Origin of the sequence: Rossellomorea marisflavi, assembly GCF_001274775.1 — a bacterium.
GTDB lineage: Bacteria > Bacillota > Bacilli > Bacillales > Bacillaceae_B > Rossellomorea > Rossellomorea marisflavi.
In genome coordinates, this window is the sequence record NZ_LGUE01000004.1 from 894,700 (window position 1) to 915,176 (window position 20,477).

Genomic DNA, 20,477 nt, shown 5'->3' on the forward strand with positions numbered 1-20,477 from the left:
AATGGAAAATATACAAAAGACCGGTTCCTCCCACCAAAAGAGAGGACCGCCCTTCACGCAAAGAGCCGCCCTTCCCCATGTTTACAGGATATGATGAAGCTGCCGGGCAGACTTCGACAGATCACGGAAAACCGAGATCTTTCCTGGATCAATATTGCCTCCGCTGATGACGCAGCCAACCTTCTTCCCCTGAACGTTCACCTTTTTACAGATAACCGCCGCAAGGGAAGCGGCGCCCGCCCCTTCAACCAAGGTCTTTTCCCGTTCAAGCATGAACATGATGGCACAGGAAATTTCTTCATCCGTTACCGTCACCATATCATCGACGTATTTTTTGATGATGGGGAAGGTCAGTTCCCCTGGCTTTTTCACAAGCAGTCCATCTGCAATCGTATGGACATGCTCCAGGGGACCTTTCCCCCTTCCAGTGAAGAAGTTGTAGGTGGCAGGTGCCCCCAGTGCCTGAACACCGATGATTCGGACCTTCGGGTGAAAGGCTTTGACGGCAGAGGCCATACCCGCAAGGAGGCCACCCCCTCCGACCGGTACGAGGATGACTTCCAAGTCACTCAGTTGTTGAAGCATTTCAAGCGCTACCGTCCCCTGTCCTGCCATTACCTTCGGATCATCGAATGCATGGACGAAGGTGGAGCCCCGCTGCTGTTGATCTTCGAGGGCCGACTGGAAGGCTTCGTTGTACGTATCTCCACCTAGTACAACCCCTGCACCGTAATGTCTGGTAGCCGCGACTTTCGTAGAAGGAGTGCGTTTGGGCATGAAGATTTTCGAAGGGACGTTCCTCATGGCCGCTGCCAGGGCCACACCCTGTGCATGGTTGCCTGCCGATGCGGCAATGATTCCTTTCTCTGCATCCACTTCCGGGAGGGACATGATTTTGTTCATGGCTCCCCGGACTTTGAAGGAGCCCGTACGCTGAAGGTTCTCCATCTTCATATAAATGTCGCCGCCCGTGTAGGCATTCAAGGTGGCCGACTGCTTCAAAGGGGTCCGGTGCACTTGATGGCCGATTCGTTCCATTGCTTCTACAACGTCAGTGTGATCCATTAAATTCCCAAGCTACTCACCTCATATTTTTTTTCATAGGCATCAATACTCTCACCGTATTCAAGGGTCAATCCGATTTCATCCAGCCCTTTGATGAGCATATTCTTCCAATAGGAATCGATGGAGAAGGCCACCTGCAAGCCTTCGGAATCCTCGATCGTCTGATCCTCAAGTGAAATCTCTATTTTATACTGCTCAGCCTTCCGCTCATTCGCCCAAAGCTGATCAACGATTTGATCGTCAAGACGGATCGGGAGGATGCCGTTTTTCAAGCAGTTGTTATGGAAGATATCTGCAAAACTCTTCGCAATGACCACTTTGAATCCGAAATCCTGAAGCGCCCAGGGGGCGTGCTCCCTCGATGAACCACATCCGAAATTCTTCCCTCCGATCAATATCCCGGCATCTTTGTAGGTCGGGGTGTCAAGGAGAAAACCTTTCCTCAATGTCTTCCCATCGTCTTCAAATCGCCAATGATAGAATAGGAACTGACCGAAGCCTTGGCGTTCGATCCGCTTCAAGAACTGTTTCGGGATGATTTGATCTGTATCGACGTGATCCCGGTGCAACGGGAATACACTCTCTTTTACATGATTGATTGCCACGGTGCCACCTCCTATGATACTGAAATTCTTTCTAATTTCCGGACATCCGTCAGCTTACCCGTCACGGCAGCGGCCGCTGCCATGGAAGGGCTGAGGAGATGGGTGCGCGACCCGTTGCCCTGCCTGCCTTCGAAATTACGGTTGGATGTAGAGGCACATCGCTTACCCGGCGGGACGATATCATCATTCATGGCGAGGCACATGCTGCATCCTGCCTCCCTCCATTCAAAGCCCGCTTCCTGGAAGATGGTATGGAGACCTGCTTCCTCGGCCTGTTGCTTTACGCTGAACGAGCCTGGAACGACAAGTGCCGTTACCCCGTCCTTCACCTTATGACCCTGCACCACTTCGGCGGCTGCTCTTAAATCGCTCAACCGCGAGTTGGTACAGGAGCCGATGAATACATAGTCGATGGTGATGTCTTCAATGGACTGATCGGGCTCAAGGCCCATATAGTGAAGGGCACGCTCGATCCCTTCACGGTCCGACGCGTCTTCATACGACTGTGGATCCGGAATCCTCGCCGTGATGGGCGCCCCCATCCCTGGGTTCGTCCCCCAGGTGACATGAGGCTCGATGTCCTCTCCCTTCACCTCGATCCGTTGATCATACTCGGCATCGGCATCACTCTGCAGGGACAGCCAATCCTCTTTCAGCTCCTGGAATGAGCGATTCCTCGGAAGGTTCGGACGCCCTTCAAGATAGGATACTGTCGTCTCGTCAGGACTGATGAGACCTGCTTTTGCACCTGCTTCGATACTCATATTACAGACGGTCATCCGCTCTTCCATGGAAAGGTTCCTGATGACGTCGCCCGTGAACTCGATGACGTGTCCGGTACCGAATCCGACACCGTGGGTGGAAATGATGTTCAGGATCACATCTTTTGCCGTCACCCCGAATCCAAGCTTTCCGGATACGTTCACCTGAAGGGTCTTCGGCTTCGATTGCCAAAGGGTCTGGGTAGCCAATACATGCTCCACCTCACTCGTCCCGATCCCGAACGCCAGGGCACCGAATGCCCCATGCGTGGATGTATGGCTATCCCCGCAGACAATCGTCTTCCCTGGCTGTGTGAGTCCGAGCTCCGGACCGATGACGTGGACGATCCCTTGATCAGGATGATGGATATCGGCTAACGTAACGCCGAATTCCCGGCAATTCTTCTTTAGGGTATCCATCTGGAGTCGTGCAATTTCATCACGGATGATATGCCGCTCCTTTGTCGGGACGTTATGATCCATCGTCGCGTAGGTCAGATCGGGACGGCGTACCTGCCGTCCTTTCATGCGCAGACCTTCGAATGCCTGGGGGGAGGTGACTTCATGCACCAGATGCAGATCGATATATAAGAGGTCCGGCTTTCCTTCTTCCCTTTGTACAACATGCCTTTCCCAAATCTTTTCAATAATGTTTTTGCCCGTCATGAGCTCCCTCCTTATTCTTCTGTCGCATTTTGATTTCTCTTATAGGTAAGCTGATAGAATCGAAGATAGTGCATGATCTGCTTCCAGTCTCTCTACGACGAGATCGCTCATGGCTTCAGTCCCGACTGCAGTGCCCCTTCCACCACTCCAAAGGTCACCTGTCCGGAAGCCTGCATTCAACACTTCCTGCACGGCCATTTCGATCATTTCCGCCTCTTCCTGCATACCGAATGAATGCCTCAGCATCATGGCCACCGACAGGATCATGGCGAGGGGATTGGCTTTTCCTTTCCCTGCGATATCCGGCGCCGATCCATGGACCGGTTCATAGAGTCCGAATGCGTCCTCCCGCAGGCTGGCTGAAGGCAGCATGCCCAGTGATCCGGTGATCATGGAGGCTTCATCACTGAGGATGTCCCCGAACATATTCTCCGTTACCATGACATCGAATTGACCCGGCTGATACATGAGCTTCATTGCAGCTACATCAACAAGCATGTGCTCCACTTCCACTTCCGGGTATTCCTTTGCTGCTTCGTTGACGATTTCTCTCCACATTCGGCTTGTTTCCAATACATTGGCCTTGTCGACGGATGTGAGGCGCTTCTTCCTCTTTTGAGCAAGACGGAAAGCTTTATGGACGATCCGTTCGATCTCTGACTTTTCATAGACCAGGGTGTCGACGGCCACTTCATCTTCTGCTCCCTGCCTTCCGGATGGCTGCCCGAAGTACAGTCCCCCCGTCAGTTCCCGAACGATGATCATATCGACATCTTCCACGATTTCCTTTTTCAGGGGGGATGCTGAGATCAAGCTGTCAAATGCCTTTACCGGCCGAAGGTTCGCAAACAGTTCGAATTCCTTCCGGATCCCAAGAAGACCTTTTTCCGGCCTCTGTTCTTTAGGAAGGTTCTCCCACTGCGGTCCTCCGACGGCACCAAGAAGGATGGCATCACTCTTCTTGCATAGCTCGATCGTTTCTGCCGGGAGCGGACTGCCGAATTGATCGACGGCCGCTCCTCCGATGTATCCTTTTTCCACTTCAAACTCATGGTTGAACCAATCACCCACGGCCTTCAGAACCTTCAGGGCCCCATCCATCACTTCCGGCCCGATTCCATCTCCAGGTAATACAGCAATTTTCTTTTTCATGAGAATGTCCCTCCCTGAAGGGGCGTCGCCACCCCTGTTATGTTGTTACGAACTTACTTCCATCGCTTCTTTTACGTCAGATGATGCTTTCCTCTGGGCCAGTCGGTTCACGGCATTGAGGTAGGCACGGGCCGAAGCCTCGAGTACATCCTGAGCCGTTCCCCTTCCGCTTGTCTTTGCACCTTCATATTCCAGATGGACATAGACTTCGGCGAGTGCATCCCGTCCGCCGCCGACGGAGTTGATCCGGTAGTCAAGCAGCTTGGATGTCCCCGGAAGGATGCGTTCGATCGTGTTATAGATGGCTTCCACGCTACCAGAACCTGTCGATGCAAGCTGGGTGACGCTTCCGTCTTCAAGCTTCAGCTCGATCGTCGCAGTCGGAATATTATCCATCCCATATTGGACTTGCATCCGTTCAAGGCTGAATCCGACTCCTTCCACCATTTCCGTTTGCTTATTCGTCAGGATGCTGAACAGATCATCATCCACGATCTCCTTTTTCTTATCTGCGAGCTCTTTGAACGCGTGAAATGCTTCGTTCAACTTTTCATCCGTCAGCTCGAATCCGAGCTCCGATGCCTTATTCTTGAAGGCATGGCGTCCGGAGTGCTTTCCGAGGACGAGGCGGGTCGAGCTGTTCCCGATCAATTCCGGTGTGATGATTTCGTAGGTGGTCTTTTCTTTCAGCATGCCGTCCTGATGGATCCCGGACTCATGGGCGAAGGCATTATCCCCGACGACAGCTTTATTTGCCGGTACCCTCATTCCCGTAAGCTTGCTGACAAGGGCACTCGTCTTCTTGATTTCATCAAGCTTCAGGCGCGTCCCAGCTCCGTAGAAATCTTCACGGATCCGAAGGGCGACGGCGATTTCTTCAAGAGCTGCATTTCCTGCCCGCTCCCCGATTCCGTTGATCGTTCCTTCGATTTGATCGGCACCGTTTTCGATTGCTGCGAGAGAATTGGCCGTCGCCATCCCCAAGTCGTTATGGCAGTGGGCGGAGAGCTTGATCCCGTCGATATTCGGAACATTCTCCCTGACATATTTGAAGATCTCTCCGTACTTCTGAGGCGTGATATAACCGACCGTATCGGGAAGGTTGATGACGGAGGCCCCTGCATCGATGACTTCCTTCATGATCCTGACAAGGAAATCAAGGTCGGTACGGCATGCATCCTCTGCCGACCACTGGACGACCGGGAAGAACTGTTTCGCATATTTCACGGCCTGGACCGCTGTTTCAACCACTTGGTCCGGCGACATCTTGAGCTTATGGGTCATGTGGATCGGCGATGTGGCAAGGAATACATGGAGCCTCGGCTCCGCTGTATTCTTCAGCGCCCCCCACACAGCATCGATATCACGCTGCTGGGCTCTGGCAAGACCGGTCACCGAGCTGTTCTTGACCGTTTCGCCGATCCGTTTCACTGCGTCGAAGTCACCCTTGGAGGCAGCAGGGAAGCCGGCCTCTATGATGTCGACTCCCAAGCGTTCCAGCTGCTTTGCCACTTCGATCTTTTCAAGCGTATTGAGGTTCACACCCGCCGATTGTTCACCGTCGCGAAGCGTGGTATCGAAAATATCAATGGTTCGCACTGGAGACCACTTCCTTCTCTTTTTTGGAGGATTTCTGCTGTACGAATGGCATCATGGCCCTCAATTCCTTGCCGACCACTTCGATCGGATGCTCGCTTTCACGCTTGTTGATGGCGTTGAACTCTGGGCGGTTTGCCTGGTTTTCAAGGATCCAGCCCTTTGCAAATTTACCTGTCTGGATGTCGGTGAGTACCTCCTTCATCCGCGCCTTCGTTTCCTCATTCACGACACGCGGGCCGGAAACGAAGTCACCCCACTGGGCTGTATCGGAGATGGAGAAGCGCATTCCTTCGAGACCTTGCTCATACATAAGATCGACGATCAGCTTCAGCTCGTGGAGACACTCAAAGTAGGCAACTTCTTTTTGATAGCCTGCTTCCACCAATGTCTCAAACCCTGCTTTCACAAGGGATGTCAACCCCCCGCACAGAACAGCCTGTTCACCGAATAGATCGGTTTCCGTTTCTTCCTGGAAGGATGTCTCAAGGATTCCTGCACGTCCTGCTCCGACTCCTTTTGCGTACGCAAGGGCTACGTCTCGAGCATTTCCCGTCACATCCTGGTACACGCCGAACAGTGCCGGTACACCTGCGCCTTCTTCGAATGTGCGTCGCACAAGATGACCTGGGCCTTTAGGGGCTACAAGGAATACATCCACATCTTCCGGAGGGACGACTTGAGAGAAATGGATGTTGAATCCGTGAGCGAAAGCGAGGGCTTTACCCGCTGAAAGGGCCGGTTTGATTTCGGCTTCATACACCTTCGGCTGATACTCATCCGGGAGAAGGACCATGATGACGTCCGCTTGTTCGCTCGCTTCTCGTACGGAGTATACGTCGAATCCATCTGCTACCGCTTGATCCCATGACTTGCCTTTACGAAGACCGACTACGACATCAAATCCGCTTTCCTTCAGGTTTAGTGCGTGTGCATGACCTTGAGATCCATATCCGACCACTGCCACTTTCTTGCCTTTCAAAACCTCTTCGTTTACGTCACCGTTATAATATACTTTTACCATTTCTCTCATCCTCTCGATTTTTAATAGGTTAGTTGACGATTGTATACTGCTTCATATCTGTGACGCTTTTGCTGTTTCCTCGTGCAAAAGCGGTGATTCCAGTCCTTGCGATCTCTTTGATTCCGTATGGTCTCAGTAGGTCGATGATGGCTTCGATCTTCGACGTCTCCCCTGTTACCTGGACCGTCACGCTGTCCCTTGCGACGTCGATGATGGCGGCGCGGAATGGTTCGACAATTCCGTTAATTTCAGATCGTGTTTGACCTGTGCTGAGCACCTTGATGAGGGCAAGTTCCCTCGCCACCACTCCCTGGTCGGTGATGTCCGATACCTTCAGGACATCGATCTGCTTGTGGAGCTGTTTCAGGAGCTGCTCGATCTTGCGGTCATCTTCCACGTTCACGACGAAGGTCATCCTGGAGACTCCTTCCACTTCTGTATAGCCGACCGAGATGCTCTCGATATTGAACTGTCTTTTGGTGAACAGCCCGGTCACCCTGTTCAATACCCCGCTCCGATTATGGACGATGGCCGTTACGATCCGCTTCATGGTTTCACTCCTATCATTTCGTGTAATCCCTTGCCGGGAGCAACCATCGGATAGACGTTTTCCTTCGGGTTGACCCAACAGTCGATCAGGGCCGGCTCGTCACTCGTCAACGCCTCCCTGAGGACCGATTCCACCTCTTCCTGCGTCTTCACCTGATAACCTTTGATGCCGTAGGATTCAGCCAGTTTCACAAAATCAGGCTGCAGGGAGAAGACCGATTGGGAATACCGTTCTTCGTAGAATGTTTCCTGCCACTGCCTCACCATCCCGAGGGTCCCGTTGTTCAAGATGACCACCTTCACGGGGAGATCGAGCTCTTTTAATAGGACCAGTTCCTGCAGGGTCATCTGGAAGCCTCCGTCCCCTACGAACGCCACGACTTTTCTATCCCTGTCTGCAAGCTGCGCCCCGATTGCCGCCGGGAATCCGAATCCCATCGTGCCGAGTCCGCCAGATGTGACCCAGTTATTCGGGTTTTTGAAAGAGTAATATTGTGCCGCCCACATCTGGTGCTGGCCTACATCGGTGGTGACGACGGCTTCACCGTTGGTCAATTCATACACCTGTTCGATGAGCCGCTGTGGAGAGATGATTTCCTCAGCCCGGTTGTACCAGAATGGATATTCCTGTTTATTGGCTTTCAATCGGCTATGCCACTCCTCGAAGTAGCATTTGCTCTCTTCATGCTCAAGGATTTTGACCAAGGCATGCTTCGCATCAGATACGATCGGGATATGCGTCTCGACATTCTTGCCGATTTCCGCCGGGTCTACGTCGATATGGACTACTTTCGCATTCGGGGCGAAGGTGGCCAGATTCCCTGTCAGCCTGTCATCGAATCGGGCACCGATGTTAATGAGTAGATCGCATTCATGAAGGGCCATATTGCTTGTATAGCACCCGTGCATCCCCGCCATTCCAAGGAACAAAGCATGATCGGCGGGGAATCCGCCAAGACCCAGCAGCGTATGAACCACGGGAAGATCATAATGTTCAGCGAATTCCTTCAGCTCCTCGGAGGCCTTTGCGTGAAGGATGCCTGCACCCGCCAGGATCACAGGTCTTTGTGAGTGCTTCACGGCTTCTATCAATTTCTTGATTTGCAGAGGGTTCGGATGAAGATTCGGATGATAGCCGGGAAGATCCATCTCCTGCTCCTCAGCCGGACTGGCAATTTGAACGGTAAGGTCCTTCGGAATGTCGACCAGAACCGGACCAGGTCTGCCTGTGGAAGCAATGTGGAATGCTTCTTTGACTATGCGGGGAAGATCAGCAAGGTCCCTCACCTGGTAATTGTGTTTGGTGATCGGCATGGTGATCCCGACCACATCCGCTTCTTGGAAGGCATCCGTCCCGATGACGTTGGATGCGACCTGCCCTGTGAAGATCACCAGGGGCAGGGAATCCATCATGGCGTCGGCGATTCCCGTCACAAGGTTCGTCGCCCCGGGTCCCGAGGTTGCAATGACAACACCAGGTCTTCCAGATACTCTGGCATACCCTTCAGCCGCATGGATGGCGCCTTGCTCATGGCGGGCCAGCACATGCTTGATGGGGGCTTTGTAAAGAGCATCGTATATCGGCAGGACCGCTCCCCCCGGGTACCCGAACAGAATCTCAACTTTTTCCTCCTTTAACGCCTTCATGAGCATATCAGCACCGTTGATGTTTTCTGCCAGTGACTGTGAAGCCAGATCCGCCTCTACTTTGGCTCTCATTGCCTATCTCCTCCCTTTCATTTCATGATTTCTATGAATCTATCACACAAAAAAACCTTTTCACCCACTACGACAGAGTTTATCTTTCGCAGGGGCGAAAAGGTTTGCTTCCTTTCCACGGTACCACCCTAGTTCAGAGACGACGTTCATCTCCCTCAGCAGGCTGAAGAATTTCAGCCTTCGTTTTTGTAACGAGTAGAGTCTACTCGATCGTTCCTAATCACTGTTCAGAACGATACTCAGAGGGGATGTCGGTATTGGTTGTATTACTGGTTCGCAGCACCACCAGCTCTCTGTGAATACAAAACCCAATCCTTTTGCCTCTTCACCGATTTTTCTTTATTCTGTTTTCAGTATTCCACCTGTGCTTGCCGATGTGACCAGCTTTGCATATCGAGCGAGATAGCCTTTTCGTATTTTAGGAGCAGGTTGGACCCACTCTTGCTGCCTGAAGGTGAGCTCTTCTTCTGAAACCATGAGGGAGATGGTGCGGTTGGTCAGATCGATGAAGATCGGATCCCCATTCTCCACGACCCCGATCGGGCCGCCTTCCGCTGCTTCCGGTGAAACGTGACCGATGGAGATGCCACGGGATGCACCGGAGAAGCGTCCGTCCGTGATGAGGGACACTTTCTTCTCAAGCCCCCTGCCGGCGATGGCCGCTGTCGGAGCGAGCATTTCCGGCATTCCCGGGCCGCCTTTCGGTCCTTCGTAGCGAATGACCACTACGTGACCTTCCTTCACTTCACCACTTTCGATTCCTGCAAGGGCCTCATCCTGTGATTCATAGACGATGGCCTCACCCATGAATGTCTTGATGGAAGGATCGACTGCCCCCACCTTGATGACACCACCGTTCGGAGCGATGTTCCCGAACAGGACAGACAATCCTCCTACAGGACTGTAGGCGTTATCCTTCCTCCTGATGACTTCATCATTCACGATTTCAGCATCTTTCACATTTTCATAGAGTGACTTCCCTGTAACGGTGATCCGGTCGCTGTGGACCGCCCCCATCTCGCACAGTTCCTTGATGATGGCACTCACTCCGCCGGCATTGTGGACGTCCTGCATGGAATAATCGGACGCGGGGCTGATCTTCGACAGATACGGCACCCTTTCCGCTACGGTATTGATGCGGTTGATGTCGTAATCGATTTCCGCCTCATTGGCGATGGCAAGGGTATGGAGGACCGTGTTGGTCGAACCTCCCATGGCCATATCGAGGGCAAAGGCATCATCGATGGTGTCTTTCGTGATGATATCCCTCGGCTTGATGTCCTTCTTCACCATTTCCACAAGATGCTTGGCGGCGTCCTTGATGAGCTGGTGACGTTCCTCCGATGTTGCCACGATCGTCCCGTTGCCAGGAGGGGCCATCCCGAGCATCTCCATGAGGGAGTTCATGGAATTGGCGGTGAACATCCCTGAACAGGATCCGCAAGTCGGACACGCATTTTGCTCGATGTCCAGAAGCTGTTCGGCTGTCATCCTCCCCGATTGATGGGCACCGACTCCTTCGAAAACGGAGACGAGGGAAAGGGGTTTTCCTTCGCTTGATACACCGGCCTCCATCGGCCCTCCCGATACGAAGACGGAAGGAACGTTGGTGCGAACGGATGCCATCAGCATACCCGGCGTGATCTTGTCACAGTTAGGAATGTAAAACACTCCATCAAACCAGTGGGCGTTGATGACCGTTTCGGCTGAATCGGCGATGAGCTCCCGGCTCGGAAGGGAATAACGCATCCCGATATGTCCCATTGCAATCCCGTCATCCACGCCGATCGTATTGAACTCGAACGGGATGCCTCCTGCTTCCCTGATCGCTTCTTTCACGACGGCAGCGAAGTGATTGAGATGCATATGTCCCGGTATGATATCGATATAGGAGTTGCATACCCCGATGAAAGGCTTCTCCATGTCTTCCAATTTGACTCCCGTCGCATAAAGCAGGCTGCGATGGGGAGCGCGGTCAATTCCTTTTTTGATCATGTCACTACGCACATCAGCACCTCCAACTTACCCGACTTGAGCATTTTGTTTGTAAACTTTTCTTCCATCCTGCGTGACAGTGTCCCTGAACTGTTGCAATAATTTATTTGTACATTCACCCGGTTTACCGTCTCCGATCACACGTCCATCGACTTTGACGACGGCGATGACTTCTGCTGCAGTACCCGTGAGGAAGACTTCATCCGCCGTATATACATCGTGGCGCGTAAAGACTTCTTCTTTCATTTCATAACCGGATTTCTGGGCGATTTCGATGATGGCGTTGCGTGTGATGCCTTCCAGCGCCCCTACATAACCTGGTGGAGTCAGGATCTTCCCTTTCTTCACAATGAAGATGTTATCGGCGGATCCTTCCGCTACATACCCTTGATCGTTCAGCATCAGCGCTTCACTTACACCGGCAAGGTTCGCTTCGATCTTTACAAGGATATTGTTCAGATAGTTCAACGACTTGACCTTCGGCGATAAAACATCCGCTCGGTTCCGTCTGCTTGCCACCGTGACGATTTCGATTCCCGTGTCATACAATGCTTTCGGGAACAAGGCAAGCTGTTCTGCGATGACAATGATCTGTGGATGGCTGCAAGTGAAGGGATCCAATCCGAGATTCCCTACTCCGCGGGAGATGACAACCCTGATATAGGCATTTTCAAGTTTATTCATTTTCAATGTTTCGATGATGATATTGCTCATCTCTTCTTTTGACACTTCGATGTTCAGCATGATGGATTTGGCTGAATCGTAAAGGCGATCAACATGTTCTTCGAGACGGAAGACATTGCCGTCATACATTCGAATGCCTTCGAACACTCCATCTCCATAAAGAAAACCATGGTCATAAACAGATACTTTTGCATCTTCCTTTTTTACGTACTGACCGTCTAAGTAAATCCACTGCTCGCTCATGTTCATCATTCCTTTCACGATTAAATTTATTTGATTATTCGGAATATTAATTTTCTAACACATCTATTTACGTCCAGGCCCCTTGTGAAATTGGGTGCGAAGACCGCCACTGACCTTTTCTGATGCGATTAAAAATTTTATTGAGGACAATGTTACTCCCGTTTTAAAGGAAGGTCAACACTATTTCGGTAAATTATTAGACAATTTAGATTTGTCAGATTATGTGGTAACGCTTTCATCTTTGTCCTTATCATGTTTATAGAACCTAAAAAAAAATAATTTTTTGTTCTTGATAAATCCTTGATAATTTTTTCCCGAAGACGTTGAGTTTACAGGGCTCATGACACCCTTAGACATCATTCTTCACACCCCTCTCCCCCTTCCCATTCTCAACCTATTCCCCCAAATGAGAATCGGGCCACTTTAATACTCTAATAGAAGAAACGCTACTCTTTTAAATTTCCGGATGAAACCGAATGGGAACACTCCCATTTGTGACATGTTGCACAAGAACAACCCATTTATTTACGATTAACGAAATAAATGGAGAATCATCTTTCCCTCAGTCAGTTTAAAATCTCTATAAAATAAAAAGCCGGCTCCTATTCGGAACCGGCTTTCCTTTTATACCCATGTATACATATATGCTGCATCTTCGACATCCTTCGCCTTCTTCACAATTTTCAGGGGGCGGAACGTATCGATCATGACGGCGAGTTCCAGTGTTTCTTTTTTCCCGATGCTCGCCTCGGTCGTTCCCGGATGCGGCCCATGGGGAATCCCGCTTGGATGGAGGGTGATCGACCCCCTCTTGATGCCCTTCCGGCTCATGAAATTCCCCTCTACGTAATAAAGGAGCTCGTCACTGTTGACGTTGCTATGGTTATAAGGGGCCGGTATGGCCTCCGGATGATAATCATAGAGCCTCGGAACGAAGGAGCAGACGACGAAATTATGGCCTTCGAAGGTCTGATGCACGGGCGGCGGCTGATGGACTCTGCCCGTGATCGGCTCAAAGTCTTCAATGTTGAACTTCCACGGATAGAGATAGCCGTCCCATCCCACGACATCAAGGGGATGGTGGTCCAGAACATGGACATGGATCGATCCGCGGGATTTTGTCAGGACGCGGTATTCGCCCTTTTCATCACGGGTTTCAAGCACTTCCGGTCCTGAGATATCACGTTCACAGAATGGACTGTGCTCGAGAAGCTGGCCATATTCATTCCGATACCTGCGTGGAGTCGTGATCTGGCTGAACGATTCGACTATGAGGATCTTCGTCTCTTCCTCGGGTATGATCCTGTGGATGGTGCCGATCGGGATGACGATATAATCTCCTTTCACGTAAGGAAGCGTGCCGAACATCGTCTCCACTTTTCCTGCTCCGTAGTGGATGAACAGCATCTCATCTCCATCACCGTTACGGTAGAAGTCACTCATCGCATCCTTAACAGATGCAGTCCCGATGAGGAGATCACTATTCCCTAGAAGGTATTCCCTGGCGTTCAGGGCATCCCCCTTTTTCTCGATTGCATCTGTGAAAAAGTGGCGGTGGCGAAGGGTACCCTCTTCTTCGAATTCAGGCAGGTAGCTGCCTCCGTAAGATGCTTCAGAGACTGCAGTCGGGAGATGATGATGATAAAGGATCGATTGGGTCCCAGAGAACCCCTTCGTCCCCATCACCTGCTCCCGGTAGAGGCTTCCATCATCTTTTTTGAACATCGTATGACGCTTGTGGGGGATCGTCCCCATCCGGCGATAATACATGATCCCTTTCCTCCCTTGCACTGATTGTATTCTTCAAGATTCCGAGACCGGTGATGCCGAGCTCGACAACATCACCGGGTACAAGCCATGGGTGGACTTCCTCACCAAGCTCGAGGAGGCATCCTGTGCCGACGGTCCCCGATCCGATCACTTCCCCGGGGATGAGCATGACATTTTCAGATGCCCTGGCAATCATGGCGGAAAACGTGTAATGGATCTCCTTGTAGTTCCCCTTTGATAAAAGGACCCCGTTCACCGTCGCGGTCATCTCCAGGTCGAGACGGTCCCCTTCACGATAGGATTCCAGTTCGTCCCTCGTCACAAGATAAGGGCCGAAGGTGGTGGCAAAGTCTTTCCCTTTTGCAGGTCCGAGACCAACCTTCATCTCTTCACGCTGAAGATCCCTCGCACTCCAGTCGTTCATGATCATATAGCCGTAGATATGATCTTCTGCGCATTCAACAGGAATGTCCTTGCCTTTGCGCCCGATAACGCAGGAGATTTCAAGCTCGTAGTCCAGGCATGCACTCCCCTTCGGAACCGTAATGGGCGCATCCGGTCCGGTCACACTCATATGATTGGTGAAATAAAAGACCGGCATTTCATACCATTCCGGCACGACCGCAAGGCCCCTTCTCTGTCGTGCATTCCTCACATGATCCTCAAACGCATAAAAATCCCGGATGCTCACTGGATCAGGCAAGGGGGAAACGAGGGCTAGATCCGAGAGGGCATATTCTCCTGTAAGGGCGGAGAGCTCGCGCATGAGCGCTATGCCTTCATCCCCCAGTTCGATCAGGCCCCTCATCTCCTTCGGTAAGCGGCCACCGCTAGCCTGATGGATGTCAATCACCCTGTCACCGCTTACGAGGCCAGCCCTTACGTCATCTCCCACTATAAAACTCACTAACTTCATCTCTCTCACCTCTTCCGGATCAATTCGAATGTATCGGCAAGGGGCTTCGTGTAGGTCTGGCCGGCCATCCTCCCGACAGGCTCAAGCATGGATGAATCGATTCTTCCGGCATCATACAGCTCATCATCCAGTCGCACGCACTGCACTTTTCCTATCACGAGGCTTCCTGCGCCAGGGTGATCCCCGAAATGCAGGACGTCCTGCAGGATGCACTCCAACTGGACCCGGCTTTCCGAAACAGCCGGAGGAGCCACGGTAACCGATGGCTTCTTCCCCAGTCCGGCCGCCTCGAACTCATCCACTTCAGGTGCATATTCTTTCGCACAGTCATTCATTTGTTCTACAAACGTTCCACTGACAATATTAATCACAAACTCCTTCGTCGCTTCGATATTCAACAGCGTATCCTTCTTTCCGCCGTCGGTGCCTCTTCGCATCGGTGAAAAACAGACCAGCATGGGATCGGCGCTGATGGCTGTGAAAAAGCTGAACGGAGCGAGGTTTGCATGTCCCGCCTCATCCACGGTGGAAACAAATGCAATCGGTCTCGGAAGAATGGAGCCGATGACCAGTTTATAAGCTTCCTGCCATGGTAGCTTATCAGGCTTGATATCCACTTGTATTCCTCCCCAGCACATATTCAAGGGCTTTGATGAAAGCACGATTATCCTGTTCGGTTCCGATTGTCACGCGAATGGTCTCGGGATAGCCCAGAAGGACCCCGGACCTGACCAGGAACCCTCTCTTCGCCAATTCACCGGCAATGAGATTCCCATCCTTCCCCGTATCCACCATGATAAAATTCGCCTGGGAAGGGAAGTACGCGAGCCCAAGCCTGTGAAATTCCCCCTCGAGATAGGAACGGCCCGCTTCATTCAACGAAGCACACTTCCCGATGAACCCCTGATCGTGGAGAGCCTTGACGGCTGCTCCTTGGGCCAGTGCATTCACATTGAAGACATCCTTCACTTTGAGGAGCTGTCCGGCCACCTCCTCATTCATGACGCCGAATCCGACCCTGAGTCCCGCCAGACCATAAATCTTTGAAAAAGTCCTCAGGATCACCAGGTTTTCGAAGCGTTTCAAAAGCGGGAGCGTGTCGAGGTGATTTCTGTCTGACACGTATTCCACGTACGCTTCGTCCAAAACCATAAGGATGTGTGAGGGTACGGCGGAAATGAAGGACAGCAGTTCCTCAGTCCCGACGATGGTTCCTGTGGGATTATTCGGATTGCAGATGAAGATCAGTTTGGTTCGATCAGTGATGGCATTCTTCATTCCGGCCAGGTCATGGACTCCGTTCACCAGGGGCACCCTTACCGAATTTCCGCCTTCGAGGAAGACATTTGTATGATAGCGTGGGAAGGTGACATCGGCCATGATGGCTTCGTCTCCTTCACTGATATAGGCCCTCGAGAGAAGCCGGATCACTTCATCCGACCCATTTCCGAATACAAGCTCTCCTTGGCGCACCCCAAGGAATTCAGACACCTCTTTACGAAGTTCAGTGGCCGCACCGTCCGGGTAAAGGAAGAGCTCCCCATTCCCTTCCTTCAACCAGCTGATGACCTTCGGGGAGCAGCCGTGGATATTTTCATTTTCCGATAGCTTGCAAATGGACCCGAGACCATGCTCCCTTTGTAATTCGACAGTCGATTTCCCAAGAACATAAGGATCGATTTTTGTAAGGACTTCCCTCGTCTTGAACTTCAGCACCATCAGCCTGCCCCCTCTTTATAATAGGGCTGACCCCGAGTTTCAGAACGTGATCCCGACCGATTCCTGCACGGATGCAGGAGATGTCCGGATCCCTTCGAAAAGCTCTTGGGCCAGCCCGTTTTCTGTTTGTTGATCCCCTATTATTCTCGATCCCTTTTACATTCCCTTTTGTCAGTATCTCTTTTTTTGTCTATCTCTCTTTTATTTCTTTAAAGGTTTCTATCGGATATATTTCACTTAAAGATTCCCGCGCCGCTCCTGCTCTCTTTCGATTGATTCAAACAACGCTTTGAAGTTCCCTTCACCGAATCCCCTTGCCCCTTTTCGCTGGATGACTTCAATGAAGAGGGTCGGACGATCCACGATCGGCTTCGTAAAGATCTGGAGCAGATATCCTTCGTCATCTCGGTCGACCAGAATGTTCAGTTCTTTGATTTGGGAAATTTCCTCATCGATTTCTCCCACACGCTCAGACAGCATATCGTAATAGGAATCCGGAGTGCTCAGGAATTCCACACCATTCTCCTTCAGGATCCCGACGGTCTTCACGATGTCCTCCGTCAGAACGGCAATATGCTGAACCCCCGGACCGCCGTAGTACTCGAGGTACTCCTGGATCTGGGATTTGCGCTTGCCTTCAGCCGGCTCGTTGATCGGGAACTTGATCCTGCCTCCGTTATGCATCACTTTGGACATGAGGGCGGAGTATTCTGTCGTGATATCCTCATCAGAGAAATGGCGCATTTCCTTGAAGCCCATCACCTTCTCGTAGTACTCCACCCATTCTTCCATGCGTTCGACATTCCCCACAACGTGGTCGACGGCAATGATGGCCGCATCCCGCTCTGTTCTGGAAGAGTCGGCTTTTTCATACCCCGGCATGAAGATCCCGTTGTAATCCTTCCGTTCAATCAAGGTATGGATCGTGTCTCCGTATGTACCGATCACCGCTTTTTTCAGCTTCCCATCTGCATCTTCCAGTGTTTCAGGCGGCATGATTTCAATGGCCCCTCGCTCAACCGCACCATTGAAAGCCTTTTCAACATCATCCACCATAAGGGCGATATCCTTGATCCCATCCCCATGCTTCCTGACGAATTCCGCTACACGACTGCCTTCGTGAAGGCTCCCCGTCACAACAAGTCTTACTTTATTCTGCTGAAGGACATAAGAGACGGTATCGCGGTTACCTGTTTCAAGTCCGGAATATGCGACGGTTTTGAATCCAAACGCTGTACAAAAGAAATGGGCCGCTTGCTTGGCGTTCCCTGTGAAATATTCGAGATAATCGACATCCCTTACCGGGAAAATTTCTTCAGTCTTCATCGACTTCTTATCCATCTTTTCCATAACGATCCCTCCGATTTTGTATTTTTCTGATTATTATCGTATTCTCTTTTTCTTCTCTTCTCAAGAGCGGCATGTGAAGCATGAACGCTTTTCTGTAGTAAAGTAACTGACTTACCGCACTGCCTTCTTCCTCCTCTGAAGATGCACGGCTTGGCCGGTGAGCTCCTCCACTGCTTCCATCAGGGCTTCATTGGTGCTCGGATGCGGATAGAGAGGGAAGGTGAAATCCTCTGCCCTTGCTGCCATTTCAAGTCCGAGCACACCGGCGGAGATCAGTTCGACAGCCCCCGACCCGATCATATGGATGCCAAGGATCAGAGAAGTCCCTTTCTCCGATACGATTTTGATCATTCCGTCCGTTTCTTCCTTCAGCGCTGCGAAGCCATTCGCTCTGAAAGGATACTCACTGCACACAACGTCATATCCACGTTCCTTCGCTTCTTCCTCAGTCCAGCCCGCACAGGCGACGGGCGGATCCATATGGACGATGGCAGGAAGCCACTCCAGGTCGACTTCTCCCGTTTTCCCGCAAATGGCTTCCGCTGCCACCTTTCCTTCCTTGATCGCTTTGATGGCAAGCCCCGGCCCGGGGGTCACATCCCCTATGGCCCACACGCCGGGAATGGACGTGCGGCCCTCCCCGTCGACCTTGATTTTACCTTCCACGCACTCAAGCTGCAGCCGGTCCAGTCCTGCACGGGACAGATCTGCCCCCGACTTCCCACATACGACCAAATGAGTCCCATTCACCTGCTTGGTCCCGGCAGGACTTTCATAATCCACTTCCACCCCTCCATCGTGCGATGCGCTCAGAAGCGTCACTTCGGTGGCGACAGAAACCTTCTGTTTTTTCAGAAGCCTCTTCATCTCACGCTCAATGGACTGATCAAAGGGCAGTCTCCCCTCCATCAAGAGGGTGACTGTGCTTCCAAGGGCCGCGTATACAGCAGCTATTTCAATGGCCACATAGTCATGGCCGGATACAATCAATTCCTCCGGTATCTCGGTCATGGCCAGGGCCTCACGCTCTGTCAGAACAAAAGGGGATTCCAGAGTGATACCGGACGGATACACCATCTTCCCGCCAATGGCGACAATGGCCTGCTTGAAATCAAAAAGGGAGAACTGATGACCGCTTTCGATCCCGATCCGGTTCTCTGATAGAAACGAAGCGGTCCCTTTGATCACCTCGACTCCTCTTGAACGAAGCAGCCCTTCCACCCCCGCCCGCAGGACCTTGATCTTTTCTTCTCTGAACGACTTAAGCCTGGCAAGATCGATGGATGCTTCCCCCATCACCATGCCCATTTTCTGAAGATGCCCCTGCTTTCGGAACTCACTTGCAAAATGGGTCAGGATCTTCGATGGGATGCAGCCTTCATTCAGGCAGGCTCCACCGACCTCCCCCTGCTCGATCAAGGTGACCTGCTGCCCCAATTGGGCGGCACGAAGCGCGGCATGATAGCCCCCAGGACCTCCACCGATGACCATCAGATCACGTTTTTCAACCATTTCGCCAACTACCATCTATATCATCTCCATCAGCAGGATCCCCGGTTTTTCAATAAAATCCCGCAGTCGATTGGTGAACCTTACGGCGGTCCCTCCATCTGCCACCCGGTGATCGAAAGACATGGATACATTCATCATGGATCGGATCACGATTTCATCGCACTCATTGATCATTGGCCGCTTTTTCGTTTTATGGAAGGATACAAGTGCCACTTCCGGTTCATTGATGATCGGTGTCGCACCGATCGAGCCTCCGAGAGGGCCGACATTGCTCACCGTGAATGTCCCCCCTGTCGCCTCTTTGGCTGTAAGCGTGTGATCCAGCGCTTTGTTTGTCAGTTCCTTGAGTTCCCTCTGGATATCCTTCAGCTTCTTCTCTTCCACATGACGTATCACTGGTACAATCAACCCTTCCTCCGTATCGACGGCTACTCCGATATGATGGCCATGCTGAAGGTGGACGCACCCCTGTTCTTCATCAAGCCGTCCGTTGAAAATCGGGAATTCTTTCAGGCAAATAGACAGCGCCTTGATGAAGAATGCACCCATTGAAACGTCCGGCACATCCCTTTTCCACGCGAGAAGTTCCGTGACATCAATCTCTTCAAAGTGGGTACAGTGAGGAATGGTCCTGACTGACCGGACCATCTTTGAAGCAATCTGCTTTCGCCTTCCCCTGAATGGAATGCTGTCTGCCTCAGTCCGCACAGGCGTTTCCTGAGGGGGTGGTTCCACTTGAAGGTGAGACTCGATATCCTCATCCATGATCCTTCCCGCCGGACCGGATCCCCGCACCTTTTCAAGGGGGATTCCTGCTTCCCTCGCAAGCTTCCTTGTGTAGGGGGATGCCATGATCCTGGTCTTTTGTGCCGTGGCCGGGGATGTCCGTTTGGGCGCTGTCGACGACATGCCGGCACCCATGATCAAAACCGTCTCACCGACGCGGATCGTATCCCCCTCCTTTACATTGAACCCTTTGATGATCCCATTGGCCGGTGCCGGGATTTCCGCTGTCATCTTGTCTGTCTGAACTTCCACCAGCGGTTGATCCGCACGCACCTGTTCACCGACCCCCACTAAGAAGGCGTTGATTGTCGCCTCGGTCATACCTTCTCCTATATCATGCAGCTTGACCTCCATCGGCTCCCTCC

17 protein-coding genes are annotated in these 20,477 nt (G+C 51.9%); all 17 read right to left on the reverse strand.

The genetic code is table 11. The features are described 5' to 3' along the window. Window positions 1-81 precede the first annotated feature (81 nt). Window positions 82-1,065, reverse strand: coding sequence for a threonine ammonia-lyase (ilvA, locus tag AF331_RS14645; protein ID WP_235576397.1), 984 nt, complete (start codon window positions 1,063-1,065; stop codon window positions 82-84). Further along, window positions 1,065-1,670, reverse strand: coding sequence for a 3-isopropylmalate dehydratase small subunit (leuD, locus tag AF331_RS14650; protein ID WP_053428807.1), 606 nt, complete (start codon window positions 1,668-1,670; stop codon window positions 1,065-1,067). Before leuD ends, ilvA begins: the two co-directional genes overlap by 1 nt. An 11-nt stretch (window positions 1,671-1,681) precedes the next feature. Then, a complete protein-coding gene (leuC, locus tag AF331_RS14655; protein WP_053428808.1) occupies window positions 1,682-3,097 on the reverse strand; it encodes a 3-isopropylmalate dehydratase large subunit in 1,416 nt (471 codons plus the stop codon). 39 nt (window positions 3,098-3,136) lie between these two features. Continuing rightward, a complete protein-coding gene (leuB, locus tag AF331_RS14660) occupies window positions 3,137-4,249 on the reverse strand; it encodes a 3-isopropylmalate dehydrogenase (RefSeq protein WP_048005705.1) in 1,113 nt (370 codons plus the stop codon). 45 nt (window positions 4,250-4,294) lie between these two features. Then, window positions 4,295-5,848 carry a 2-isopropylmalate synthase gene (locus tag AF331_RS14665; RefSeq protein WP_053428809.1) on the reverse strand — a complete coding sequence of 518 codons (1,554 nt, stop codon included), beginning with the start codon at window positions 5,846-5,848 and terminating at the stop codon, window positions 4,295-4,297. Then, window positions 5,835-6,869 carry a ketol-acid reductoisomerase gene (gene ilvC, locus AF331_RS14670; protein WP_048014912.1) on the reverse strand — a complete coding sequence of 345 codons (1,035 nt, stop codon included), beginning with the start codon at window positions 6,867-6,869 and terminating at the stop codon, window positions 5,835-5,837. Before ilvC ends, AF331_RS14665 begins: the two co-directional genes overlap by 14 nt. 28 nt (window positions 6,870-6,897) lie before the next feature. Next, the gene (gene ilvN, locus AF331_RS14675; protein ID WP_048005708.1) at window positions 6,898-7,419 is read right to left on the reverse strand and encodes an acetolactate synthase small subunit; all 522 of its coding nucleotides are present in this window, start codon (window positions 7,417-7,419) and stop codon (window positions 6,898-6,900) included. Beyond that, window positions 7,416-9,137: an acetolactate synthase large subunit gene (gene ilvB, locus AF331_RS14680; RefSeq protein WP_053428810.1), complete on the reverse strand. Its 1,722-nt coding sequence runs from the start codon at window positions 9,135-9,137 to the stop codon at window positions 7,416-7,418. The genes ilvN and ilvB overlap by 4 nt, the downstream gene beginning before the upstream one ends. Window positions 9,138-9,476: 339 nt before the next feature. Continuing rightward, window positions 9,477-11,144, reverse strand: a complete 1,668-nt coding sequence (gene ilvD, locus AF331_RS14685; RefSeq protein WP_053428811.1) for a dihydroxy-acid dehydratase — start codon at window positions 11,142-11,144, stop codon at window positions 9,477-9,479. A gap of 15 nt (window positions 11,145-11,159) precedes the next feature. Beyond that, window positions 11,160-12,059 carry a branched-chain-amino-acid transaminase gene (ilvE, locus tag AF331_RS14690; protein ID WP_053428812.1) on the reverse strand — a complete coding sequence of 300 codons (900 nt, stop codon included), beginning with the start codon at window positions 12,057-12,059 and terminating at the stop codon, window positions 11,160-11,162. A gap of 624 nt (window positions 12,060-12,683) precedes the next feature. Next, on the reverse strand, window positions 12,684-13,829 hold the full coding sequence (locus AF331_RS14695; RefSeq protein ID WP_053428813.1) for a homogentisate 1,2-dioxygenase: 1,146 nt from the start codon (window positions 13,827-13,829) through the stop codon (window positions 12,684-12,686). Further along, window positions 13,768-14,745, reverse strand: coding sequence for a fumarylacetoacetate hydrolase family protein (locus tag AF331_RS14700; protein WP_053428814.1), 978 nt, complete (start codon window positions 14,743-14,745; stop codon window positions 13,768-13,770). Before AF331_RS14700 ends, AF331_RS14695 begins: the two co-directional genes overlap by 62 nt. Window positions 14,746-14,750: 5 nt before the next feature. Next, window positions 14,751-15,362 carry a flavin reductase family protein gene (locus tag AF331_RS14705; RefSeq protein ID WP_053428815.1) on the reverse strand — a complete coding sequence of 204 codons (612 nt, stop codon included), beginning with the start codon at window positions 15,360-15,362 and terminating at the stop codon, window positions 14,751-14,753. After that, the gene (gene hisC, locus AF331_RS14710) at window positions 15,346-16,464 is read right to left on the reverse strand and encodes a histidinol-phosphate transaminase (protein ID WP_053428816.1); all 1,119 of its coding nucleotides are present in this window, start codon (window positions 16,462-16,464) and stop codon (window positions 15,346-15,348) included. The genes AF331_RS14705 and hisC overlap by 17 nt, the downstream gene beginning before the upstream one ends. Window positions 16,465-16,701: 237 nt before the next feature. Next, window positions 16,702-17,790 carry a 4-hydroxyphenylpyruvate dioxygenase gene (gene hppD, locus AF331_RS14715; RefSeq protein ID WP_412177720.1) on the reverse strand — a complete coding sequence of 363 codons (1,089 nt, stop codon included), beginning with the start codon at window positions 17,788-17,790 and terminating at the stop codon, window positions 16,702-16,704. Window positions 17,791-17,925: 135 nt separating this feature from the next. Then, on the reverse strand, window positions 17,926-19,341 hold the full coding sequence (locus tag AF331_RS14720) for a dihydrolipoyl dehydrogenase family protein (RefSeq protein WP_053428818.1): 1,416 nt from the start codon (window positions 19,339-19,341) through the stop codon (window positions 17,926-17,928). After that, window positions 19,342-20,466 (reverse strand): dihydrolipoamide acetyltransferase family protein, encoded by a 1,125-nt coding sequence (locus AF331_RS14725; RefSeq protein ID WP_053428819.1) that lies wholly within the window; start codon window positions 20,464-20,466, stop codon window positions 19,342-19,344. Window positions 20,467-20,477 lie beyond the last annotated feature (11 nt).